At 66.3% G+C, this 22,357-nt stretch carries 18 protein-coding genes and 2 pseudogenes; 4 read left to right on the top strand and 16 right to left on the bottom strand.

Annotated elements, in window-relative coordinates:
* From MKK84_RS22350 to tnpC, 4 genes and pseudogenes are all read right to left on the bottom strand, one after another.
* A partial coding sequence (locus tag MKK84_RS22350; RefSeq protein ID WP_243923795.1) for a hypothetical protein occupies window positions 1–816 on the bottom strand: 816 nt, incomplete at its 3' end.
* Between the two features lie 285 nt (window positions 817–1,101).
* Entirely contained in the window at window positions 1,102–1,842 is a 741-nt protein-coding gene (locus tag MKK84_RS22345) for a hypothetical protein (RefSeq protein WP_243923791.1), read from the bottom strand.
* 528 nt (window positions 1,843–2,370) lie between these two features.
* A complete protein-coding gene (locus tag MKK84_RS22335) occupies window positions 2,371–3,387 on the bottom strand; it encodes a transposase (RefSeq protein WP_243923789.1) in 1,017 nt (338 codons plus the stop codon).
* 305 nt (window positions 3,388–3,692) lie between these two features.
* Window positions 3,693–5,078, bottom strand: a pseudogene (gene tnpC, locus MKK84_RS22330) (IS66 family transposase).
* A gap of 98 nt (window positions 5,079–5,176) precedes the next feature.
* Between tnpC and MKK84_RS22325 the strand changes: the two are divergent.
* Both MKK84_RS22325 and MKK84_RS22320 read left to right on the top strand, forming a co-directional pair.
* The gene (locus MKK84_RS22325; RefSeq protein WP_243923788.1) at window positions 5,177–5,650 is read left to right on the top strand and encodes a hypothetical protein; all 474 of its coding nucleotides are present in this window, start codon (window positions 5,177–5,179) and stop codon (window positions 5,648–5,650) included.
* 133 nt (window positions 5,651–5,783) lie between these two features.
* Window positions 5,784–6,983 carry a tyrosine-type recombinase/integrase gene (locus tag MKK84_RS22320; RefSeq protein WP_243923787.1) on the top strand — a complete coding sequence of 400 codons (1,200 nt, stop codon included), beginning with the start codon at window positions 5,784–5,786 and terminating at the stop codon, window positions 6,981–6,983.
* Window positions 6,984–7,287: 304 nt separating this feature from the next.
* Here MKK84_RS22320 and MKK84_RS22315 read toward each other — a convergent pair whose 3' ends face one another.
* The 8 genes from MKK84_RS22315 to msuE all read right to left on the bottom strand — a co-directional run bounded on the left by MKK84_RS22315 (window position 7,288) and on the right by msuE (window position 15,209).
* On the bottom strand, window positions 7,288–8,721 hold the full coding sequence (locus MKK84_RS22315; protein ID WP_243923781.1) for a SulP family inorganic anion transporter: 1,434 nt from the start codon (window positions 8,719–8,721) through the stop codon (window positions 7,288–7,290).
* 520 nt (window positions 8,722–9,241) lie between these two features.
* The gene (locus MKK84_RS22310) at window positions 9,242–9,511 is read right to left on the bottom strand and encodes a hypothetical protein (RefSeq protein ID WP_243923779.1); all 270 of its coding nucleotides are present in this window, start codon (window positions 9,509–9,511) and stop codon (window positions 9,242–9,244) included.
* Window positions 9,512–9,661: 150 nt separating this feature from the next.
* The gene (gene ssuD, locus MKK84_RS22305; RefSeq protein ID WP_243923777.1) at window positions 9,662–10,849 is read right to left on the bottom strand and encodes an FMNH2-dependent alkanesulfonate monooxygenase; all 1,188 of its coding nucleotides are present in this window, start codon (window positions 10,847–10,849) and stop codon (window positions 9,662–9,664) included.
* 131 nt (window positions 10,850–10,980) lie between these two features.
* Window positions 10,981–11,835: an ATP-binding cassette domain-containing protein gene (locus MKK84_RS22300; protein ID WP_243923775.1), complete on the bottom strand. Its 855-nt coding sequence runs from the start codon at window positions 11,833–11,835 to the stop codon at window positions 10,981–10,983.
* Complete coding sequence (gene ssuC, locus MKK84_RS22295) at window positions 11,835–12,617, bottom strand: aliphatic sulfonate ABC transporter permease SsuC (RefSeq protein WP_243923773.1); 783 nt, start codon at window positions 12,615–12,617, stop codon at window positions 11,835–11,837. The genes MKK84_RS22300 and ssuC overlap by 1 nt, the downstream gene beginning before the upstream one ends.
* On the bottom strand, window positions 12,617–13,654 hold the full coding sequence (locus MKK84_RS22290; RefSeq protein WP_243923771.1) for a sulfonate ABC transporter substrate-binding protein: 1,038 nt from the start codon (window positions 13,652–13,654) through the stop codon (window positions 12,617–12,619). The genes ssuC and MKK84_RS22290 overlap by 1 nt, the downstream gene beginning before the upstream one ends.
* 5 nt (window positions 13,655–13,659) lie before the next feature.
* Window positions 13,660–14,628 carry an aliphatic sulfonate ABC transporter substrate-binding protein gene (locus MKK84_RS22285; protein ID WP_243923769.1) on the bottom strand — a complete coding sequence of 323 codons (969 nt, stop codon included), beginning with the start codon at window positions 14,626–14,628 and terminating at the stop codon, window positions 13,660–13,662.
* Window positions 14,629–14,636: 8 nt separating this feature from the next.
* Complete coding sequence (gene msuE / locus MKK84_RS22280) at window positions 14,637–15,209, bottom strand: FMN reductase (protein ID WP_243923760.1); 573 nt, start codon at window positions 15,207–15,209, stop codon at window positions 14,637–14,639.
* Between the two features lie 574 nt (window positions 15,210–15,783).
* Here msuE and MKK84_RS22275 point away from each other — a divergent pair.
* Entirely contained in the window at window positions 15,784–15,984 is a 201-nt protein-coding gene (locus MKK84_RS22275) for a hypothetical protein (protein WP_243923758.1), read from the top strand.
* Between the two features lie 182 nt (window positions 15,985–16,166).
* Here MKK84_RS22275 and MKK84_RS22270 read toward each other — a convergent pair whose 3' ends face one another.
* From MKK84_RS22270 to MKK84_RS22255, 4 genes and pseudogenes are all read right to left on the bottom strand, one after another.
* Window positions 16,167–17,648 (bottom strand): carbohydrate porin, encoded by a 1,482-nt coding sequence (locus MKK84_RS22270; protein WP_243923756.1) that lies wholly within the window; start codon window positions 17,646–17,648, stop codon window positions 16,167–16,169.
* A 121-nt stretch (window positions 17,649–17,769) separates the two neighbouring features.
* Window positions 17,770–18,696, bottom strand: coding sequence for a Gfo/Idh/MocA family protein (locus tag MKK84_RS22265; protein ID WP_243923754.1), 927 nt, complete (start codon window positions 18,694–18,696; stop codon window positions 17,770–17,772).
* Between the two features lies 1 nt (window position 18,697).
* Window positions 18,698–19,685, bottom strand: a pseudogene (gene araD1 / locus MKK84_RS22260) (AraD1 family protein).
* Between the two features lie 86 nt (window positions 19,686–19,771).
* Window positions 19,772–21,379, bottom strand: coding sequence for an aldehyde dehydrogenase (NADP(+)) (locus MKK84_RS22255; RefSeq protein WP_243923752.1), 1,608 nt, complete (start codon window positions 21,377–21,379; stop codon window positions 19,772–19,774).
* Window positions 21,380–21,520: 141 nt separating this feature from the next.
* Between MKK84_RS22255 and MKK84_RS22250 the strand changes: the two genes are divergently transcribed.
* Complete coding sequence (locus MKK84_RS22250) at window positions 21,521–22,261, top strand: FadR/GntR family transcriptional regulator (RefSeq protein ID WP_313899362.1); 741 nt, start codon at window positions 21,521–21,523, stop codon at window positions 22,259–22,261.
* Window positions 22,262–22,357: the final 96 nt, after the last annotated feature.

The raw sequence follows: 22,357 nt of genomic DNA, 5'->3' as shown, positions 1-22,357 counted from the left end.
GCCCTCGCGGTTGCCGAACAGCAGCCTGTCGAGGGTGCGGCCGGCCATCACGTCGAGTAGGCGAACTCGCTGTCCCGTGCGCAGCCAATCCTTCTTGATCCGCCAAGCCCGGGTGTCGAAGCCAGTCAGCACCTGATCGCGTGAGACCGTCCGCAAGTAGGCGGTACGGTAGACCTTTTGCGGGGCCTTCAGGGCGTAAACAAACTTGCGCATGATATCGTCGTCAGGCACCGTCTGAATGTGCACCGAGGTGACGCCCTCCTTGATGCTGCTATGCCGCTCGCGAAGCGGCCGAAGGATCCCGTTGAGCTCCTCTTCTGTAGCCCCCCAGGCGAGCAGGTGGCAGTGCCAGGACACCGAGTCGAACACGGCCCAGCCCGATGACGACCAACTCGGGAAAAGCGCGACCTCGACCATGCCGATGAACGGCAGGTCGCCGAACGCCTGCCGGGTCACTTGCTGCAGCTGGTGGATCTTGAAGTGCGCGGCCTCGCCCAGGCTCCGCATCACGGAACGGCCTTGCGGAGAGAACATACCGCGGTCGCCAAGAGAGAAGGCGAAACGCGCGGGGGTGACCGTCACGAAGCAGCGCGGGCCGTAAACGATGCCCGGCTCAGCGGCGATGTGCTTCAGGGCGATTTCGGCGAAGGCGATCCGGGAATAGGCGTTGTTTGCGTAGAGTGCATTCGCTTTGCACCGCTGAAGCTCGTCGACCGCGTCGCGGCAGGCGACCTGCTTGTAGTTCTTGCGCGGGTATTCGAGGTAGTCCTTGATCCTATCGTCAGCGCGCAGGTGAACCTCGGCGAGGGTGTTCAAATCCACAATGGTGGGCAGGGGCGAACGAGGGTCATAGGGTCTGGGGGGTCGAAGTTCGAAAAGGTGCTTAGGTGGTCTGTAAGAGCGGGAAGGCGATAGAAAATGGGCATATTTGGGCATGAGTAGCCTGCATTAATGAGGTGGTAGGTGCTATAAGGTGTGTGTGTAGTGTGGATCTCAAAGCATTCTGCCGAACAGTTTGCCCTTTCAAATCTTGTTTTGTCCTGATATCTAATCCATGTCCGGCTAGTGAGGGACGAATGTTCATCACTAGCCGGCCAGCCTTTACGGCTTGGGGTGTACTGCAGTTGCGATGATACGAACGAAGCCTGAGGAAGTCTCTTCGCGCTCGTAGTCAATTGAGCCGCATTTGTAGGCAAGATCATTGATTACGCGAAGCGATATCTGATCCGTCGACACTAATCGTAGATCGCTCAATTTAATTTCACGCTTGGAGGTAGTGTTGCCTCGCGTTTCATTATTTTTGGATACGGGATCAGACTCTGATGATTCCGCGGATTGTTCCTCATCGTCGTATTTTTCTTCTTCATAATACGTTGGATTGCCTTTATTTGTACTAGTGTCATCTCCTTGATCGCCAGTAGAATGATCTGGTTCGGCATTCTCATGTCCTTTTCTTTCGGCCTTAGCTTCCTGTTCAAGTTCATCTAGACTCTTTTCTGAAAGAGCTTCTGCGACCTCGTCTTTGCTTGCTTGACGCATGAAGAATGGTCGAATCGCACGTTCGTAGCTCAGCGCCTGCCCGTAGTTGCTTCCTTCGAGGCTTCCGAATATGTAGCACATAGTCATACGAAGCAGATTCGAATCATCCAATTTGTACTTTCTTTTTAAAAAGAAGTCTTGGCTATAGAATTTTTTGATCACCTTCTCGCTTTTCTTCAGTTTTAGGGCACAAGCGTAAGCATGCACGATAGTGTGTTTTACGCGCTTGTGATGTCCCTTCAGCGACTGACGATGAAAGCAACGAAGTAAGTTGACAGCTTTGATCGGACTTTCATCGATCATGGGCCTAATCTCGTCGAAGAATTCCGTGTCGTCGTTCCAATTCTGACTAATTATTGACTTCCCGCGCAGTTTTGACATGAGTTTTCCTTCGCCGCGTCTGGCGGCAATTTTTGGGATTCCGAATTTTTTGAGACCTGCCGAAGCTCACAAGAGCTTCGGCAGGTGGGATGATTGGCTGATTATGATGCTTTAGGCATCAGGTCTGCCGTGGAAGAGATTTTGAATCTCCTCGGCACGCCAGCAGGTGACTCGTCGTGACAGTTTTATCGGGGCCGGATAGATCCCGACTTTCACGCCCGCCCAGAAGGCCGAGCGGCTGACAGGGATAGGCCCTATTGGTGCCAAGATCTGTCGAAGTCTTACTAAGCCTGTTTTTGGAAGAACTGCTGATCTTCCACTTTAGATGATTTACTTTTACGTTTCATGTGCTCACCGTATCTCTCGAACCACTGTTGGTTCGATGAAGGACATGATGAGGCTTCTCAGCACATTCTTGGACGCGAGAGCTTTCCGCGGAAGGATGCCAAGCTAAGTGCCTGATTTTGCCTTGAAAAAATCCGTACCGACCCTTTTCAGTTTTGCCGTCTCGGCGGCATCAAAGGGCTCCGTTGGCAGTGCGATCGACGCGAGCCCATCAGGAAAATTCGGAAATCGGATGTGCTTTAGCGTTCGAGGGTGAAGTCGGGAGCGAAGCGTCTCGGTCGCCCAACGGCAATGCGCTAAATAGCGCTTAACGTGCGCCACATTCTCAAAAATATCGTCAAATTCTTGATGAAATTCAGGCGATTGAGGCTCAAAATTCCAATCAACTTTGTATTCGGGTTTGTTGTGTCTTTCCACAAATAAAAACGGAAATGTTGCTGCTCGTTTTGCCCAAATATATTCGAATGTCCGTTTAGACATCACCCAAGTAGGGCCAAAAACTTCGTTTTGAATTAAATAATGCACTTCGGCGAGTTGAATATATTTATTTGATGAGCCGCGCACCGCTAGCGGTGAAAGCATATATTTCGTGACGGCTCCAAAAAAATCTAGATCCGAATATCGAGCCTTGCCATGTGACTGGATGTTAAAGAAATCGAAATATGGGGCATTCGGCGTCGCAATTGAGCCGAGAAAATCCAGGTCGACGTATTTGTACAGAAATTTTCGCTCGTTTTCATCCAGTTTGTGTAGGTTTGGGGACGGGCAATGCTGTCTTAGATAATTGCAAATGCATGTTATCAACATTGCCCTTTGTATGTGCGGCTCCGTGGGCCATCTTATCCAAATTGCAATACGGAATAGAGCATCTCTGAGAGTCCAGCGGTCGGCGATGTCGTGCCTATGAACTATATTGAATGCGTCCTCAATATCGATACCAAAATTTTTAAATACGTCAAGCTGTACGATATCTTGATTTTGCTCCCTTTTCCAACGGTATATTGACGCTTTCGATACACCGTGTTTTTCCGCGATCTCCTCAACCGTCAAATCGGCGAGAAAATCATCTAAGAAACGTCGATTGAACTCTTGTTTTTCCTCTGGGGTATAACGCTTAGTCATCATTTCCTCAGCCGCGAGTGATTTGGGATGATTGCGTCACATATATTGTGCGGATAATCGTGTGCATTCGGCGGCAATTCCAGAGTTATTATCTTGTAGCATAATGGGTGATTTTGGCCTGACCGACTGGCTTTGGACCGGACTGATTGAGAGAATCAGCCCGGACCGGAGGAGTTGGGGATGAAGCGAGACAGAGGCCGAGCGCGGAACAGGTGGTGCTGATGCTGCGCCAGATCGATGGAAGACGGCGCAAGGCAAAAGCATGGCAGTCGCCTGGTAATTACCCACGCCTGTGATGGCCGGGTTCAGGCGCCCACGGTTTTGAGGATGGCGCCAAATGGATTGGCGCCGCTCAGGCGGGCGGTGTCGGCGACGGTGCGGATGGCGGCCTCGCCCTCAACCGCCCACATGGCGCGGTAGCCGTTGGTAACCTTCCGCTGCACGACAGCCGGACGAAGCAGCCGCTCGGAGCCGTTGTTGGTCGGCTCGACTTTTCCAGGATAGGCGAGGAAGACTAGGAGCTGATCGCGGGCGCGGCTGATCTTGGCCTGCAGGTCGCGTGTCAGGTCACAGCGGCTCGGCGTGGCCAGGATGGCGCCAAGTTGTCGATCCAGGCTCCGGCGCTTGGCCGAGAGCTTCGAGGCGGCCAAGTCGGTGACGCGTTCGGCCAGGGCGAAGACGCTTCCCAGCCAGAGCTGCAGGCGCCAGGGCACGGGATCGTCGCTGACTTCGACAACGAAGGCAACGTCGCGCGCCAGATGCGCCAGGCAGGTCTGGTGCTCATCCGCGTGGCCTTGTTGGGCCGTGTAGCGATCTGAGATCCACACCGCGGGCCGGTGCCCGTCCATCATCTCGCGCACCACAACAGCGCCGCGCGTCAGAGACGGCGTGTGCACCACCGCGTCGGCCGAGTGGAACAGCCAATGATAGGCGTTCGAGCCCTCGATGCGCACGCCGGTCTCGTCGCAGGCGACGACCTCAGCCTTGCGCAGGGTCGCGATGGCCGCGTCACGGCCGGCACGGAAGCGGCCCTGCGCGCGCCGGAGCAGATACATCAGCCCGCCCTGGCTGAGGGTGAGGCCGAACAGGTCGGAGAGCGCCGCCTGCAGCCGCTCATACGAGAGCGCTTGGAAGGTTTTGAGGTACGTCGCCACCGCGTGCAGCCGCGGACCGAACGGCGTACCTCGCACTGCCTCGGGTGCCGGCGCGATCACGCGCGTCCCGCAGCGCGGACAACGAACGGCAAGGCGCCGGTGCTGCGTTACGACCGGCGCCACCGCAGGCAGCTCGATCCGCTCAGAGACGCTGGCGATCTCGGCGCACAGGTCTCTAGTGCAATGACGCCGACAAAACGTACACACGGCAAGGCTATTTTACAAGCTGAATCAATATTTTAGCAGGCAAGCACGTGGTGCGTTCGTCAGCGTCTGTGCACTAGGCAGAAGGCCGCCGCAGCACGCGCACGCCTCGGGACGATGATCGACGACAGCGTCAGGATCATCGCTGACGACGCGGCTATGGCCCTCGTGACCGAGCTTGGCGCCGCCGGGCTTGGAGTGCTCCCGCTGCTCCTTGCGGTCCGTCGCGGGCGGCTTGGACGAGGTGCGCGAGGTCTTCTCTGGCCGCTGCAGCCGCAGCACCAGCTCGATCAGCTCTTCGCGGCTCAGCCGTTCCAGTTCGCTGCGGCCCATCTCACGAGGGAATCAGCGAAATCCGACCCGCGCAAGAGGCAAGCTCGTCCCGGCAAGCCGCCCAGCGGTGGGCGTTCAGCCGCCGACCGATCCACCCCGTGAGTAATTACGGCATCCTCGCAGCTTCCAAGGAGACGCAGCACCTCCGCGGGCGTGAAGTGAACCTCGCGTGCCCGGCCGACCTGTTGAAAAGGGCGGACAAGCCGCCAAGCGCTATCGTCGGTGAGTCCATTCGTCGGATCGCCCACCGCGTGATTAAGCATCGCCTTGACGATACTGAGCACCCGGTTTGCGGTGCCCTGGCTGCGGCGATGCTGCTCAGCATCGCCGTCGACCCGCACCAAGCTATCACGCCACGCTTCGAGCCGTCGGCACGTAAGCTCCTCAATGCGATTCAAGCCAACGCTGAGCAGAACGAGGCGATTCGAGCGAAAGCCCGTTCCGTCGCCTCTTACAAAACCTCGATGTTCAACGTTTATGCATCCAGGAGTCGCTGCAGCTCGCGGATCTGCTACCCAATTCCGCTAGGCTTGAAGGCTGGTACCGGCTTTCCCATAGGCTTTGACACCTAGCGCATCTATTACAGTTCCCCAACTTTTCATAAAAGGCTGGATCTGCAGGTGTTTTGTAGCGAAGCTATTGCTGAACCCTGGCGTAACTACAAATCTACGATTATAATGCGAGTAGAGGCTTGGGTGTGAAATAATGCAGGGTAAGCTCACTGCTCTCGGCGTTGCTCGGCTGAAAATACCGGGCATGTATGGCGACGGCCACGGTCTTTGGCTTCAAGTCACCGGCAGTGGCGCCAAAAGCTGGATTTTTCGGTTCACCCTTCGTGGCAAGTCACGCGAGATGGGGTTGGGTTCGGCTGCTACCTTCAGCCTCGCCGAAGCACGGGATCGCGCTCGGGATTGCCGTAAGCTAACGGCCGACGGAATCGACCCCATTGAGGTCCGTAGGGCGAAATTTCAGGAGGCGGAGCTAGAAGCCGCGAAGGCTGTCACGTTCAAGCAATGCGCTGAGATTTACATTGAAGCGCACAAAGCAAGTTGGCGCAGTAATCGACACGCAAAACAGTGGCCATCTACACTGAAATACTATGCATATCCGTTGTTCGGTGATCTTCCGGTCCAAATTATCGACACCGGCCTAGTTATGAAGGCGTTAGAGCCGATCTGGAGCACGAAGCCCGAGACTGCCACGCGGGTACGGGGACGAATCGAGGCTATCCTAGATTGGGCGACGACCCGCGGCTATCGCCGCGGCGAGAATCCGGCGCGGTGGAAGGGTCACCTTGCCAACCTGTTGCCGCGGCGATCCAAGGTAAAGAAGGTTGCACATCACCCTGCCCTGCCCTTCCGGCAGGTGCCAGTATTCATGGCCGAGCTTCGCGGCCAGGACACGATTCCAGCGAGGGCATTGGAGTTCACAATCCTCACGGCAGTTCGATCTGGCGAAGCGTTGGGCGCACGCTGGGTCGAGATCGACATGGATCGTGCCATTTGGACCATACCGGCCGAGCGGATGAAAGCCGGGATTGAGCACCGGGTGCCGCTGTCGGAACCGGCGGTGGCCCTGTTGGCGCAGATGCGCGGCTTCAACGACATCTTCGTGTTTCCAGGCCGCCGAAGCGGGGAGCCACTCAATGATAAGATGACCCGTGACGTACTTGCGAAGTTGGATCGCACCGGCATCACGGTCCACGGCTTCCGCTCGTCGTTCCGAGATTGGGCTGGTGAGTACACTGCGTTCCCGCGTGACTTAGCTGAGATGGCGTTGGCACACACAGTAGGTGACGCGACTGAACGGGCCTACCGGCGCTCTGATCTGTTCGAGAAGCGACGTGAGCTGATGAATGCCTGGGCTAAAATATGTTCTATTGATAAATTATTCGTATTTAATTAGGTTGAGCAATGAATTATAGAATTGCATGGAAAATCAAAAAATATAGCTCCGGGCGTCTGCTGTAAATCATTTTCTGGATCTAACCATTGATCGTTCGGTCGATGAGTTTTCATGATTGGGGGGTGTGCCCGTTGAAGCCTCTGGCTATGAGCAGGGCGGTCGCCACGCCACTTCTCATAAATGCCGTTCGCGTATCTGGCTAAAGAAAACGTCCGCAATAGTGCCAGACCGTGTTGGACAATCCGTTTTTAGGATGTGGGATTGGACGTGGGTAGCTTAGATGAGCTCAGAGCTAAGAACCTGTTTAAAATGATGAATTACCGGCGCGTTCGCGGATGATGCTGCTGCGCCGCTCCGCCCCGGAGATCGCCCGGTGGATGGTCGGGATCTGGGCGTACTGGACCGCGAAGATCAGCATCGCCATCAGGATGCCGGTCAGGAAGCCCATTGTGGCCCCGAACAGGGCGGTCGCCGCGCACACGCAGGCCGCCACCGCGACCTCCCAGGGCAGCAGGGTCCTGTGGGCGCGGGAGAGGTTGAACAGGTGCCCCAGCGCGATGGCGATCAGGGCGCCGCCGGCCAGCGGGCGCGGCAGCAGGCCCAGGCTGCTCGCGCCGAACAGCAGCAGGGCCGCCGTGATGGCGAGCGTCAGCCACCGCCCGAGCCACTGCCCGCCGCCGATATTGTGCAGGTACAGCGTCGAGGTCCGGTCGAAACCCATCACCGGGCTGCCGAACAGGCTGCCGAGGACGTTCGTGAAGCCCGAGGCGACGAAGAGCCGGTCGATGCCGAATTCGCGCCGCAGATCCAGTTCGACGCTGACGACGTAGAGGATCTGGATGATGACCGCGACCAGGATCTCGGTGGCGATCTTCGGCAGGACCGGCAGGAGCAGGGCGGGGTCGAAGCCCGGGAGGCTGGCGATCGCCGGGGCCCGCAGCAGCGGGCCCGGCGGCAGCGGGTCGATCAGCCAGCCGGCCGCCTGCGCGGCGGCGGTGTCGAGGCCCTGCATCGACACGCCGAGATGCACCAGCGCGAAGCTGGCGATGACGATGGCGGGGAAGGTGCTCCAGTGCGGGACGCGCCGGGGGAGATAGAAGGCGCAGAAGCCGATGCCGAGCGTCAGGGCGATGCGCCCGAGCGTGCCGGGATCGCGCAGGCTGGGCGTTGCCGGATCGAACAGGCCCAGCAGGGACGCGACCGCGTCGTCGATATGGGCGCCGATCTGCACGCCGCTGCGCAGCAGCAGCAGGCCGACGCCGGCGAGGAAGCCGGTCAGGATCGGGTAGGGCAGCAGCTGCATCACCAGCGAGGCCCGCAGGGTGCCGAGCGCCACGAAGACGAGGCCGGTCAGCAGGGTCGCCGCGCCGCAGGCGAGCAGGACGATCTGGCCGACCGCATCCGGATCGGTCACGCCCGCCGCGTGCAGCTGCTCCGCGACCCTGGCGGCGATCGCCGCCTGCACGATTGCGGCCGCTCCGAAGAACGACAGGGAAACCACCACGTCCCGCTTGAGCACCGCGAAGACGAGTCCGCCCAGGACGTAGGCCGAGAGCATCGCCGCCACGCCGGCGGTGCGGCTCTCGGCGAGCGGGCCGGAGAAGATGAGCTGCGAATACACGATGAGATCGAGCACGATCATCATGGTGGCGACGCACCCACCCAGGATCGTCCGCGACACACGCGCCGACGCCGCGCGCATCGCGCGTCCGGCGGGGATCCTGTCGGGTGTGGTCATCGGTACGGGATCCGGATCTCAGAAGCTCCGACGGGGCCGGGACACAGGCCCCGCGCCGCCGCGCGATCCACGCGGGATCGTTGGAATCAGGCTAGCCTGAAGTAGCGCCTCGTCATCGCGGCCGCACGCTTAAAATTTCGTGTTGAGCGCGGGAGTGGCCCAGAGATTCCGGCCGCGCCATCTGGACGACATCTGGCGGTGCGGCGGTGTAGCCTGCCCTGGGCTCCGGACGGCGCATCACGGCCGCCGCCAACACTTCGCGATGACCTGTCGGCGGATGGCGGGACCGTGCGGTCTTCAGGGCGCGCGCTCGACATGCGCCTTCGGCCGTTCCGGCGACGCCGGGTCGAGGTCCCGGCGGGCTGGCCCGTCAGCGCAGGCGCGCGGGTCCCCGGGATCGGCAGACGTCCGTTCGAGGATGCGGGCGCGCGGCCCCCGTCCCTCCGCATGGGCAGAGGGAGAGACGGGGGCCGCGCGCCTGTTGTTCGACGGGGAGCTAGGGGATCCGAGGACCCGCCGCTCAGCGCGCCTCGCTGACCCGCTTGGTCGCCCGCTGCTCCTTCTTGTAGGCGGTGATCGCCGCCGAGCAGCCGGGGGAGAGGTTCTTGAGGTTGGTCTTGAAGCAGGCCTCGACCTCCGGGCCACCCGGCGCGTAGGCGCTGCAGTAATCCATGTAATCGCCGGTGCAGTGCTGCTTGAGGGCTTCCCGGCCGGGGGAAGACTCGGCGAAGGCCGCGGCGGAGCCGAAGCACAGGGCGATGGCCAACAGGGCCGTCTTGGTCGAAGTCATGGACATCCTTCACGCGTCCTGACGCGCGAACGCGTCGCGCGACGATGGACAGGGCGGATGGACGCCAAGAATGGCCTCACCGTGACGTTCCGGTGACGCGAATGCAGATCAGCCATGCCCGATACTGAAGGGCATGGCTGATTTTCCGGGTCAATGCGCCCCGACGCGCCGGGCCGGCACGAGGTCGTTGGCGATGATCTCGCCGAACGGGCCGTCGTTGCGGGCGTTGGTGGCCGGGCGCCCGGTGGTGGCGCGCAGCGGCAGCTTCGGGAAGACCAGCTCGGCGAAGCGGTAGGCCTCCTCCAGGTGCGGGTAGCCCGAGAGGATGAAGCGGTCGATCCCGAGATCGATATACTCCTTCATCCGGTCGGCCACCTGATCGGCCGAGCCGACCAGGGCCGTTCCGGCGCCGCCGCGCACGAGGCCGACACCGGCCCAGAGGTTCGGCGAGACCACGAGCTTGTCGCGGCTGCCGCCGTGGAGCGCCATCATCCGGCTCTGGCCGACGGAATCCTGCCGCTTCAGGGTCTCCTGCGCCTTGGCGATGGTGGCGTCGTCGAGCTTCGAGATCAGCGTCTCGGCGGCCTCCCAGGCCTCGCCCTCCGTCTCCCGGGCGATCACGTGCAGGCGGATGCCGTACGAGAAGGTCTTGCCCTTCGCCTCGGCGGCCTGCCGTGCGGCGGCAATCTTCTCCGCGACCTGCGCCGGGGGCTCGCCCCAGGTGAGGTAGACGTCGCAATGCTCGGCCGCCACCGCGATGCCGGGCGCCGACGAACCGCCGAAATAGAGCGGCGGGTAGGGCTTCTGCACCGGCGGGTAGATCAGCCGGCCGTTCTCGGCGCGCAGGTGCTGGCCCTGGAAGGTCACGGTCTCGCCCGAAAGCAGGCCGCGCCAGATCGTCAGGAACTCGTCGGTGACGGCGTAGCGCTCGTCGTGGGACAGGAACACGCCGTCACCCGCGAGCTCCACCGGATCGCCGCCGGTGACGACGTTGATCAGGAGGCGCCCGTCCGAGATCCGGTCGAGCGTCGAGGTCATGCGGGCCGCAGCAGACGGCTCCATCAGGCCCGGCCGGACCGCCACGAGGAAGCGCAGCTGCTTGGTCAGCGGGGCGAGCGCCGAGGCGACGATCCAGGAATCCTCGCAGGAACGCCCGGTCGGCAGCAGCACGCCGTAATAGCCGAGGTCGTCCGCGCCCTGCGCGATCTGCCGGAGATAGCTGAGCGAGACCTCCCGGGCCCCCTCCTGGGCGCCGAGATACCGCCCGTCGCCGTGGGTCGGCAGGAACCAGAGGACGTCTGCGCGCCCGTCTTGCCGCCCGTCTTGCGATGCAGTCATCGAGATCTTCCTTGCGGATCAGAATTCAGGTTTCAAAAGGTCTACGACCTTTTGCGGGTGCAGGGCAGCGCCCTGCTGGGTTGGGGCGAAGCCCGATGCCCCGCCAAAGGGCTCGCCCTTTGGAAACCTGGTCATGCGGGCGTTTCGGAGCCGCCGAGCAGGTGATCGAGGATGCGGCCTTCGAGGCGCGCGAGATCCGGATCCCCGCGCCGGCGCGGGCGCGGCACGTCGACCCACAGGTCGAGGGCGATGCGCCCGTCGTCGACCACGAGGATCCGGTCGGCCAGAGCCACCGCCTCGGCGACGTCGTGCGTCACGAGCAGCGCCGTGAAGCCCTGCGCCAGCCAGATCCGCTCGATCAGGTCCTGCATGCCGATGCGGGTCAACGCGTCCAGCGCCCCGAGCGGCTCGTCGAGGGCGAGCAGGCCCGGCCGGCTCACCAGCGCCCGGGCGAGCGCCACGCGCTGGCGCTGGCCGCCCGACAGGGTCGCGGGCCATTGCCCCGCCTTCTCGGCGAGGCCCACCTCGACGAGTGCGGCCTGCGCCCGCTCCCGGCGCTCGGCCCGGGTGCCGTGGCCGGAGAGACCGACCGCGACGTTGTCGACGACCCGCGCCCAGGGCAGGAGCCGCGGCTCCTGGAACATGATCCGCTTCGGCGGCTCGGAGCGGCGGGGGCTGCCGGCCGTCCCGTCCAGGTCGATCCGGCCGCCGGTCGGCGTCTCCAGCCCGAGGATCAGGCGCAGCAGGGTGCTCTTGCCGCAACCGGACCGGCCGACCACCGCGGTGAAGCCGCCGGCCGGCAGGAACAGGTTCAGGCCTTCGATGACCGTATGGCCGTCGAAGCTCTTGTGCAGGTCGCGCACGGTGACGGCGATCCCGCGCTGGCCCGGCTCGGCGGGCGCACGCGGGATCGCCGCCGCTCCCGCGTGCCGGGACTCGGTGCGCGGGTCGGACAAAACCTCGCGGTGGACGGCGTCGAGCAGCATCAGGCGCTCCTGTAGGCGGGGTTCCAGGCGAGGCAGGCGCGCTCGAGCTGGCGGGTCAGGGCGTCGGCGAGCTTGCCCAGGCCCGCGTAGATCAGGATCGCCAGCACCACGACGTCGACCAGCATGAACTCGCGCGCCTGCATGGCCATGTAGCCGAGCCCCGAGGAGGCCGAGATCGTCTCGGCGACGATCAGGGTCAGCCACATGATGCCGAGCGCGTAGCGCAGGCCCACGAAGATCGATGGCAGGGCGCCGGGCAGCACCACCCGGGTGAACAGCTCCGTGCGGGACATGCCGTAGACCCGGCCCATCTCGACGAGGCCCGGATCCACCGAGCGGATCCCGTGCAGGGTGTTGGCGTAGATCGGGAAGATCACGCCCAGCGCCACGAGGAACAGCTTGGCCTCCTCGCCGATGCCGAACCACAGGATCACCAGCGGGATCAGCGACAGGTGGGGCACGTTGCGCACCATCTGCACCGAGGTGTCGGTCAGCCGCTCCGACAGGCGCGACAGGCCGTTGGCGAGGCCGAGCGCGAAGCCGATCCCGCCGCCGACCACGAAGCCCGCCAGCGCCCGCAGGGTGCTGACCCCGAGATTGGTCCAAAGCTCCCCGGTCCGCCCGGCCTCCCAGCCGGCCCGGGCCACGTCGAGGGGCGCCGGCATGAACCGGTTGGAGACGAGCCCGACCGAGACCGCGGCCTGCCAGCCGAGGAGGATGGCGGCCGGCAGCAGCCAGGGGATCGCGGCATCGCGCAGGCGTTCGTACTTGGATGCGGGCATCAGCGGGCCTCCGCTTGGGTTCCGGCCTTGCCCCCGGGCGGCGTCCAGACCGCGTCGGCGACCCGGATCGGCTTCGGCAGGAGGCCGAGGCCATGGAAGGCGTCCGCGACCTTCTGCTGGTCGGCGATCGTCGCCGCGTCGAGGGGCGCGACGCCGTAAGACAGGCGGCCGAGCGCGACGCTCAGGACCGGGGCGGGGATGCCCACCGAGGGGGCGAGTTCCGCCGCCACGGACTCGGCATGGCCCTCGGCCCAAGCCTCGATCTCGCCGAGCGCCTTGAGCACGGCCGACACGATCTCGGCATTCGAATCCGTGAAGCCGCGCCGGGACAGGTAGAATTGCCGGTTGGGGGCAATACCCTTGCCGTCGGCCCCCCGGCCGTCGACCAGGACCTGGGCGCCGGTGGCGCGTTCGGCGGCGGCCTGGAACGGGTCCCAGATCACCCAGGCATCGACCGAGCCGCGCACGAAGGCGGCGTTGGCGTCGGCCGGGGCCAGGAAGGCGAGCTTCACCGCGTCGTAGGGCACGCCCGCCTGCTCCAGGGCGCGCACCAGCAGGAAGTGGACGTTCGAGCCCTTGTTGAGCGCGATGGTCTTGCCGCGCAGGTCGGCCACGGTTTTCACCGGGCTGTCCTTCGGCACGAGGATCGCCTCGCCCCTTGGGGCGGGCGGCTCGGCGGCGACGTAGCGCAACTCCGGGCTGGCGGCCTGCGCGAAGATCGGCGGGGCCTCCCCGGCCGAGCCGAAATCGATCGCCCCGGCATTCAGCGCTTCCAAGAGCGGCGGCCCGGACGGGAATTCCGACCACGACACCGTGGTGCCCAGCGGCTGAAGCGCTTTCTCCAGGGTGCCGCGGCCCTTCAGCAGCACGAGGGAGCCGTATTTCTGATAGCCGATCCGGATGCTGCCGGCGGCGCGCGCGGGGCGCAGCACCGCGGCCGCCGCGAGGCCGAGCCCGGCCGAGAGGAGCAGGCGGCGGCTCGGGGCGAGGCCGGCGGGGTGCGGCAGAGGCAGGGTACGGGACGGGCGGTCGGTCATGGATCTCAGCCGTTGCGGGCGGGGGCGGCCCAGACCGCGTCGGCGATCCGGATCGGTTTCGGGATCAGCTTCAGGGCATGGAAGCGGTCGGCCACCTGCTGCTGCGCGGCGATCACGCGCTCGGTCATCGGCCCGATCATGTAGTCGGTCCGGTCCACCGCCCGGCGGGTCGCGGCGAGCGGCACGCCGGTGCCCTGCGACAGGAGCTCAGCGACGGCGCCGCGATTCTGCGTGCACCAGGTCGCCACCTCGGCGAGGGCGTCGATGGTGGCGGCGAGCACGGGCCCACGGCTCTCGGCGAAGGGCCGGCTCGCCAGGAAGAAGTTGTTCTGCAGGGCGATGTCGGCGGCGCGGGTCAGCACGCGCACCCCCTCCCCCGCCTCGGCGATGGCGAAATACGGGTCCCAGATCGTCCAGGCGTCGATGCTGCCCCGGGCGAAGGCCGCCGCCGCGTCCGCGGGGGCCAGGGTCACAGGCTCGATGTCGGCATAGGTCAACCCGGCCTTCTCCAGGGCCGCGATGGTCAGGTTGTGGGCGCTCGACGCCTTGGCGAAGGCGACGCGCTTGCCCTTGAGATCGGCGAGGCCGCGGATGCCCGAGCCCTTCGGCAGCAGGATCCCGATGCCGGAGCTGCCGGATTCCTGGGCGGCCGCGTAGACGAGGTTGGACCGCGCGGCCTGCGCGAAGATCGGCGGCGCATCGCCGGTCTGCCCGAAATCGATCCCGTCCAGCGACAGGGCCTCGAGCAGCGGCGGACCGAACGAGAACTCGACCCAGCGCACCGTGTGGCCGAGGGGCGCCAAACGGCGCTCGATGATGCCCTGCTGCTTGGCGACCACCAGGATGCCGTTCTTCTGGTAGCCGATCCGGAGCACGCCCGGCTCGGCCGCGCGGGCGCTCCGGGCTGCGAAGCCCACCGGAAGGGCCGCCGGAAGAGCCATCAAGCCGGTGAGCAGAGTGCGGCGGTCGAGCATCGCAGACCTCACTCGGCGGCCGCGAGGGTGAGCGGGGCCGTCGCGTTCCGGTGGACGAGGAGCGCGGCGAGCTGGGCGCCGGCTTCCGCCGCCCGGGCCTGCACTCCGGCCTCGGTGAGCAGGCCCGCGTGGAAATCCGCGTCCGAGGCGTAGACCGCGGTGGGGATCTGGAGCGCGCCGAAGAAGCCGAACAGCGGCCGGAAGGCGTGCTCGACCACGAGGGCGTGGCGCGCGCCGCCGCCCGTGGCCACGATGGCCACCGGCTTGCCGGCCAGCGCCCCCGGATCGACGAGGTCGAACAGGTGCTTGAACAGGCCGGTATAGGCGCCCTTGTAGACCGGCGAGCCAACGACGAGGCCGTCCGCCGCCTCGATCGCATCGAGCACCGACCGGGCGGCCGGCGGAAGCTGATCGCGGGTCCAGGCCGCCCCCAGGCCGGGGCCGGCATCGACGAAGTCCAGGATACGGACGTCGAGGTCGGCCTGTGCGCTGGCCTCGCCCAGCACCGCATCGACCAGCGCGCGGGTCTTGGACGGCCGCTGCACGTTCGCGCTCAGCCCGACGAGTCTCGGTCGTGTCATGCTCTGGTGCCTTGCTCAGGTGCCCTCGGGCGGGCCGGTGCGACGGTCCGGTCGGGACGCGACGGCGCCGCCGCCGGGCATCCGGACGGAGCGCTAGAATTGATGGCCGGCCTGTCGCAGGTCAATGAAACGCTTTTCCCTATTCATCGGGTGGAGAAAAACATTCTCCCTGTAATCCGGGCGCGGTGGTGAAATTCTATCTCGCGATCGACCGGAGTTTTTCGCGGTGGATCGGGCGATGACACCCGGTCAGGACCCTGGGCGCCGGTCAGATCTACCGATCGCCGGGAGAGGAGTTCGATTTTATCGTCCGAGGCGGCCCACGGAGAAGGTTCTCGTTTGGATGCGCGCCGTCCGCGCCGGGCGCCCGGCCACGCCGGAATCGGGCTGGCCCCACCGCCGGATCGGCCGGCCCGTCGAGCCCCAGACCCGTCGCGTCAGACTCCGCGCGCCAGACCATTCCGACCGACGGCCAGGGGCCCGGATCTGGTCCTCACCCTTGACTTCCAGATTATAGTTGTTCTAATTCGCAACAGAGCGGCGCGGAGCCGATCCTCATCGGGAGATACGGAACATGGCCAACGCCCATTGCGAGAGCTGCAAGTTCTTCGACGAGCACACCGGCAACGGCCCGGCACCCCAGGCCGATGCCGGCCTGTGCCGGTTCAATCCGCCGGTTAGCCAGCCGGAGCCGGAGTCCAAGGGCCTGTGGCCGGTGGTGTCCACGAACGACTGGTGCGGCCACTTCACCGCCGAGATGACCGCGGCCGAGTGAGGCCTGCGGAACCCTCCGCGTCGCAGCGGAGGTCGGACGATCGGGGTCAGCCATCGCGGCTGGCCCTTTTTCGTGCACGGCTCCAGCCGACTGGAAACGAGAACGGCCGCGCGGAGGACCCGCGCGGCCGTGTCGTTCGCTGATCCGCGGGCCGGCCGGGGCCGGCCCGCGGGGGCGGTGCCTCAGAGGCTGCCGGGGCCCTTGGCGAAGCCCGCCAGGGTGAACAGGTCCACCGAGATCTTCGCGCCGACCACGAAGGCATCGGGGACGCGCTTGGGCTGAGCGAAGTAGCGCTCCTGCAGCTGCGGGGTGATGACGTATTGCAGGTTCGGCATCAGGCGGATCGCCGGGGTCAGCTGGATGCCGTAGTTCACCTCCAGGATGGTCTGCGACGAGGAGACACCGCCGTAGCCCAGGCCGACCTTGGCGCGGGCCGCCCTGAGATTGGCGGTACCCAGCGGCGAGAAGTGCTCCCACGAGAAGCCGAAGCCGATCGTGTCGTAGGGCCGGCCCGCGAAGGTGCCGGTGAGGACGGCGCCGCCGTTCAGGAAGTAATCCTCGAACTGCCGCCCGCCGGTCCCGGCGAGGAAGGCCCCGAACAGGGTCAGGCCCTGGACGCCGGTCGGATCCGGACGCCAGACCATCTGGTCGAACCGGGCGTAGATCGCCGACCGGCCGAACCGGGTCAGCGGATCGAGGCCGCTGAGCAGGTACGAGCCCCGGCGGACGTCCTGAACCGGATCCTTGTAGTCCGACTGGTCGATGATCGCGCCGAGGCCGTAGTTGCGCGGCAGCGGGTCGTTGCCGAAATTGGTCGAGTAGCCGACCTCCACCGGCACCACGACGCCGGTGGCGCCGCGGGTCGACCAGTCGATCCCGTTCTGGTTGTCCTGCTGATCGCGTGGATTCACCTCGTAGACGCCGGCATGCACGAACACCTTGTCGGTGACCCAGGCCTTGGCGTGAGCACCCCAGGTGGCGATCGGCCACCACGTGATGTTCGTCATCTTGAACGCGCCCTTCGGCGCGCCGCAGATGCCGTTGTTCTGGAAGTTGCAGTAGAACGGCGAGGCCAGGAAGTTCGGGTTGGCCAGGACGCGGCCGAACTCGATGTCGAGGCGGTTGTCGAACAGCTTCTGCTCGTACGACAGGGCGGTGAGATGCGCGGTCTGGCCGCCGCCCTGGATCTCCTGCACGCTGGTGGTGTTGCCGATGAAGTCGTTCGATATGCTGCGCCCGTGGCGCTCGGTCACGATGGCATGCACCGAGCCGCCCTCGACCCCGGCGAGGCGGCCGAGATCGGCGTCGAGGCCGAAGAACACCTGGCCGGCATAGTCCGAGCCCTGGCGCCGGCCGCCGGACGGGTTGGTGGCGAACTCGCCCGTGTAGTTCAGGATCGCGGTGACCCCGTGCCCGAGGTCGACGGTGCCGGGCGGCAGCGACGGTGGGGCCGCGGTGGCGCCCTGCGCGATGCTCGAGGCTGCCGCGCTGCTCGCGCCCGCGAAGCTCCGACCCTCACGGATCACCCGCCGCCGGGCGCGGTTCGCCCGGTACTGCGCCTTGCGCGCCGGGCTGGCCTTCGGGCCCGGATTGACCAGGGTCGGCCCCCCGTCCGGCGCCGTGGCCGCGACCTGGGCCTCGGCCGCGCTGACGCCAGCCGTCATCGTTGCGGCGCACAGCGCGAACGCTGCCCACCGTGTCTGCTTCCTTACCATAATGACTCCCCCTTAACCGCGCGGCCTTCTGGGCTCTGTCGCGTTCGTGTCCCGCAGGGGCCCTCCCCGGTCAGTCCGTGAAGGTCTCCACGCTGCGGCGCTCGCCGCGCAGAAAAGCGTCGGCGGCGTGGATCAGTGGATTGAGGTCGACGTCGCTGGCGCCGGAGCGGATCAGGGCGGCGAATCGGTCGTAGAGGCCGCGATACTCGGCCTCGGGCGGCAGCGCCTGGTCGCGACCGTCGAGGGTCAGGGCCGCGCCGCCCCGCAACAGGACCAGGGTGCCGTCCTCGGTCTCGACGCGGATGTCCCAGGTCTGCGGACCGGTCTGGCGCCAGTCGAACGTGGCGTGGATCGGGGTGCCGGCGGCGTCGGTGAAGCGCAGGTCGGCGGCGATCGGCGCCTGCCGGTTCTCGGGAACCTCAAGGATCGCGCCGGTGAGGAAGAACGGCGGCAGGATGTGGGTGGCGATCGACAGGGCGTTGATCCCCGGATCGAACACGCCCATCCCGCCGGCGTCCCAGATCCAGTCCTGGCCCGGATGCCAGTGCCGCACGTCCTCCATCCAGGCGATCGACACCGACCGGATCCGGCGCGTCGCCAGCCAGTTGCGCGCGGGCTCGACCCCGGGCGCGAACCGCGAATGCCAGCTCGCGAACAGGCTCACCCCCCGCCGGCGCGCGGCCTCGGCGAGGAGCCCGACCTCGGCCAGGGTCGCCCCCGGTGGCTTTTCCAGGAAGACGTGCAGCCCCGCCTCGATCGCCGCCAGGGCGGCCTCGAACCGCGCCTGCGGCGGCTGGCACAGGGCGACGGCCTGGAGGTCGCCCTGCCCCGCCAGCATCTCGGCCAGCGTCCGGTAATTGGGCACGCCCGCGTATTCGCCGTGGCGGCTCGCCACTGCCACCAGCGTGTAATCCGGCGCGGCGCCGATCACCGGCAGATGCTGGTCCCGGGCGATCTTGCCGACGCCCACCAGCCCGATGCGGATCGGATTCGTCATCTCACAGCACACGCATGGGGATGTCGGCGGCCGGGGCGACCGCCAGGGGATTGCGCAGGGGGAGCGTGAACGGCGCTGCCGCGATCTCGAACACGTCGCCCGGCCGGGTCGCGATCCCGTCGCTGAACGACAGGGTGGCGGTCCCGAAGAAATGCACGTGCACGTCGCCGGGCCGGCGGAACAGCGCGTACTTGAAGTGGTGCCGCTCCAGGTTGGCGATGCTGTGGGACATGTTCGCCTCCCCGGAGAGGAACGGCTTCTCCCAGAGCACGGCGCCGTCGCGCAGGACGCGGCTGGTGCCGCGCACGTCCGGCGGCAGCGCGCCGAGCCAGAGTTCCGGACCGAGCGCCGCCGGGCGGAGCTTCGAATGCGCGAGCCACAGGTAGTTGCCGCGCTCGGTCACATGGTCGGAGAACTCGTTGGCCAGGGCGAAGCCGAGGCGCACCGGGGTCCCGTCGGCGTCGATCAGGTAGATCCCGGCGATCTCCGGCTCCTCGCCGCCGTCCAGCGCGAAGGCGGGGGAGACCAGCGGCTCGCCGGTCCCTACGATGGCGCTGCCATCGCCCTTGTAGAACCATTCGGGCTGTACGCCGGTCGCGCCGGGCGCCGGGCGCCGGCTTGCCGCCCTCGACGCCCATCCGGAACATCCGCATCGAGTCGGTCGGCGCCGGATCGGCCGCGGCGGCGCGATGCATCTTGTCGCGGCCCTCGGCCGAGCCGAGATGGGTCAGCCCGGTGCCGCTGAGCAGCAGGTGTGCGGGATCCGCGCGGTCCACCGGCGGCAGAAGCCGAACGGACGCCAGATCAAGGACTTCGGACAGCCCGGACCGCTCCGCCGTGGCGGCCAGATCGTCCCCCGCCGCGAGGGCCTTCCGCGCCAGCTCCAGCACGGTCCGGACACCGAGCACCGGCCGCGCCACGCCGTTCGCCAGCAGGGCGATGCCCCGCTGCCCATCCGCAGACTCGAATTGTAGGAGTGATCGTCCCATCGAAAGTCCCCCCCGGGGCGTCCGTTTTTCGGCGGCCTCTGCGGACCGTCCCGATGCGCGGCCGAGGCGGACCGCGCCGCGGCCCGTCAGTGGCCCGATTGCGGTTCGAAGATGCCGTCGATCCGGCGCGCGAGATGCCAGGGATTGTCCGGGCGCAGGGATGGTGGAAGCAGCGCCTCGGGCAGGTCCTGGTAGCAGACCGGGCGCAGGAACCGCTCGATCGCCAGGGTGCCGACCGAGGTGGTGCGGCCGTCCGAGGTTGCCGGGAACGGGCCGCCATGCACCATCGCGTGGCAGACCTCCACGCCGGTCGGCCAGCCATTGGCGAGGACACGCCCGGCCTTGCGCGCCAGCAGCGGCACCAGTTCCGCGGCCAGCGGCTCGTCCGCCGGGTCGAGGTGCAGCGTCGCGGTGAGCTGCCCCCCGAGGGCTTCGATCACCCGGGCGATCTCCGCCGCGTCGGCGGCCGCCACCAGGATCCCCGCCGGGCCGAACATCTCCTCGGTCAGCGACGGGTCCGCCAGCAGGTGGCGCGCCTCCGTGCGCAGCAGCGCGGCGGGTGCCCCCCCCGGTCCCGCCTTCTCACCGCGGGCGGCCACCGTCACCCCCGGGCGTTCGGCCATCGCGGCGACGGCACCCTCGAACCGGGCGCGGATATCGGCCGTCAGCATCGTGTGCGGCGCGCTCGCGCGGATCGCCGCACCGGCGGCCTCCGCGAACGCGTCGAGCTCGGGGCCGGCGATCCCGATTAGCAGGCCCGGATTGGTGCAGAACTGCCCCGCCCCCAGGGTGAGCGACTGCACGAAGCCCGTGGCCAGGGCCGCGCCCCGGACCCGCAGGGCTGCGGGCAGGAGCAGGACGGGATTGACTGCGCTCATCTCGGCATAGACCGGGATCGGCTCCGGCCGGCCGGCCGCCACCCGCATCAGCGCCAGCCCGCCCCCGCGCGAGCCGGTGAAGCCCACGGCCTTGATCCGCGGATCCGCCACCAGGGCGGTGCCCAGCGCGTTCGACGGCCCCGGCAGGTAGGAGAACACGCCCGCATGCAGGCCGCTCGCCGCCACCGCGGAGCGCAGGGCCCGGGCGACCAGCTCCCCGGTCCCCGGATGGGCCGGGTGACCCTTCACCACCACCGGGCAGCCCGCCGCGAGCGCCGAGGCCGTGTCGCCCCCCGCCACCGAGAAGGCCAGCGGGAAGTTCGAGGCCCCGAACACCGCCACCGGCCCGAGGGCGACGTGGCGCCGGCGCAGGTCCGGCCGGGGCAGCGGCTGGCGCTTGTGCTGCGCCGGGTCGATCGTCGCCTCCACCCAGTCGCCCGAGCGGACGAGGTTCGCGAACAGGCGCAGCTGCCCGATCGTGCGGCCGCGCTCACCCTCCAGGCGCGCCTGGGGCAGCCCGGTCTCGGCCATCGCGCGCTCGATCAGGGCTGGGCCGAGATCGGCGATCGCCGCGGCGGCCGCTTCGAGGAAGTCCGCCCGCGTCCCGGGATCGGTCTCCGAGAAGCTCGGGAACGCGGCCTCCGCCAGCGCGCAGGCAGCCGCGACCTCTCCGGCGCCCGCGGATGCGAAGACCGGATCCAGGACCGCGCCGGTCGCCGCATCGACGGCCCGGAACGTTTCCGGGGTGGTCACGTCCGCTTCGCCGATCAGGGCGGTGCCGCGGATTGCCGCATTGCCTTCAGGTTGTTTACTCATACAAATAGGTTAGATCTTTTCGATCTGAGCCGCAAGCGCCTCATCTATATCGCTTATGGGTGTTGGCGCTTGCGATCCTACAACTTCCGGGTACGATCTTCAGATCCTGGCCCGTCCCGTGGCTCGGACTGGAGGTCGTGGGTGAGACAGGTTCGCGGACACGAGGATATCAGGCTCCCGCTTGCGTCAGGCTCGCGTCGCATTCACGGCTCGGTGGCGCGCGATCTCGGGGTGGCGATCCTGAGTGGGCGTTACACGCCGGGCGACGTGCTGCCCGGGGAGATCGAATTCTCGGAGCAACTCAAGGTTTCCAGAACCGCCTATCGCGAGGCGATTCGGATCCTGAGCGCCAAGGGGCTCGTGGAGAGCCGCCCGCGCACCGGGACGCGGGTGAGCCAGCGCAGCCGCTGGAACCTACTCGATCCGGACATCCTGGCCTGGACCTTCGAATCCGAGCCGAGCGAGACGTTCATCCGCGATCTGTTCGAGCTGCGGATGATCGTGGAGCCGGCCGCGGCGGCGCTCGCGGCCGAGCGGCGCTCGGGCCTCGACCTCGCCCGGATGGGCCATTCCCTGGAGGAGATGGGCCGCCACGGCCTCAGCACGGACGATGGCCGGGCCGCCGATCAGGCCTTCCACACCGCGATCCTGGAGGCCGCCCGCAACGGGCCGCTGATCGCCCTGTCGAGTTCCATCGCGGCGGCGGTCACATGGACGACGATCTTCAAGCACCGCCGCCAGAGCATGCCCCGGGACCCGATGCCCGATCACCGCGCCCTGTACGAGGCGATCGTGGCGGGCGACCCGGAGGCTGCGCGCCGGACCATGACCGAGCTGGTTCGCCTCGCCCTCTCCGACACCGAATTGGCGCTGCGGCCGTGAGATCCGGGGCTCCCAAAGGGCGAGCCCTTTGGCGGGGTATCGGGGCAGAGCCCCGATATCGGGCTTTGCCCGAACCCAGCGGGCTCCGCCCTGCCC

Origin of the sequence: Methylobacterium sp. E-065, from assembly GCF_022829605.1 — a bacterium.
Taxonomy (GTDB): Bacteria; Pseudomonadota; Alphaproteobacteria; order Rhizobiales; family Beijerinckiaceae; genus Methylobacterium.
The sequence above is the reverse complement of the archived record's forward strand: the minus strand, read 5'-3'. Positions and strand labels throughout refer to the sequence as shown.

Excerpts from the sequence above, each read along its gene's own strand:
- MKK84_RS22345 (WP_243923791.1), bottom strand. The coding sequence starts at position 1,842 with ATGATCGATGAAAGTCCGATCAAAGCTGTCAACTTACTTCGTTGCTTT.
- MKK84_RS22335 (WP_243923789.1), bottom strand. The coding sequence starts at position 3,387 with ATGACTAAGCGTTATACCCCAGAGGAAAAACAAGAGTTCAATCGACGT.
- MKK84_RS22320 (WP_243923787.1), top strand. The coding sequence starts at position 5,784 with ATGCAGGGTAAGCTCACTGCTCTCGGCGTTGCTCGGCTGAAAATACCG.
- MKK84_RS22315 (WP_243923781.1), bottom strand. The coding sequence starts at position 8,721 with ATGACCACACCCGACAGGATCCCCGCCGGACGCGCGATGCGCGCGGCG.
- MKK84_RS22310 (WP_243923779.1), bottom strand. The coding sequence starts at position 9,511 with ATGACTTCGACCAAGACGGCCCTGTTGGCCATCGCCCTGTGCTTCGGC.
- ssuD (WP_243923777.1), bottom strand. The coding sequence starts at position 10,849 with ATGACTGCATCGCAAGACGGGCGGCAAGACGGGCGCGCAGACGTCCTC.
- MKK84_RS22300 (WP_243923775.1), bottom strand. The coding sequence starts at position 11,835 with ATGCTGCTCGACGCCGTCCACCGCGAGGTTTTGTCCGACCCGCGCACC.
- ssuC (WP_243923773.1), bottom strand. The coding sequence starts at position 12,617 with ATGCCCGCATCCAAGTACGAACGCCTGCGCGATGCCGCGATCCCCTGG.
- MKK84_RS22290 (WP_243923771.1), bottom strand. The coding sequence starts at position 13,654 with ATGACCGACCGCCCGTCCCGTACCCTGCCTCTGCCGCACCCCGCCGGC.
- MKK84_RS22285 (WP_243923769.1), bottom strand. The coding sequence starts at position 14,628 with ATGCTCGACCGCCGCACTCTGCTCACCGGCTTGATGGCTCTTCCGGCG.
- msuE (WP_243923760.1), bottom strand. The coding sequence starts at position 15,209 with ATGACACGACCGAGACTCGTCGGGCTGAGCGCGAACGTGCAGCGGCCG.
- MKK84_RS22275 (WP_243923758.1), top strand. The coding sequence starts at position 15,784 with ATGGCCAACGCCCATTGCGAGAGCTGCAAGTTCTTCGACGAGCACACC.
- MKK84_RS22270 (WP_243923756.1), bottom strand. The coding sequence starts at position 17,648 with ATGACGGCTGGCGTCAGCGCGGCCGAGGCCCAGGTCGCGGCCACGGCG.
- MKK84_RS22265 (WP_243923754.1), bottom strand. The coding sequence starts at position 18,696 with ATGACGAATCCGATCCGCATCGGGCTGGTGGGCGTCGGCAAGATCGCC.
- MKK84_RS22255 (WP_243923752.1), bottom strand. The coding sequence starts at position 21,379 with ATGAGTAAACAACCTGAAGGCAATGCGGCAATCCGCGGCACCGCCCTG.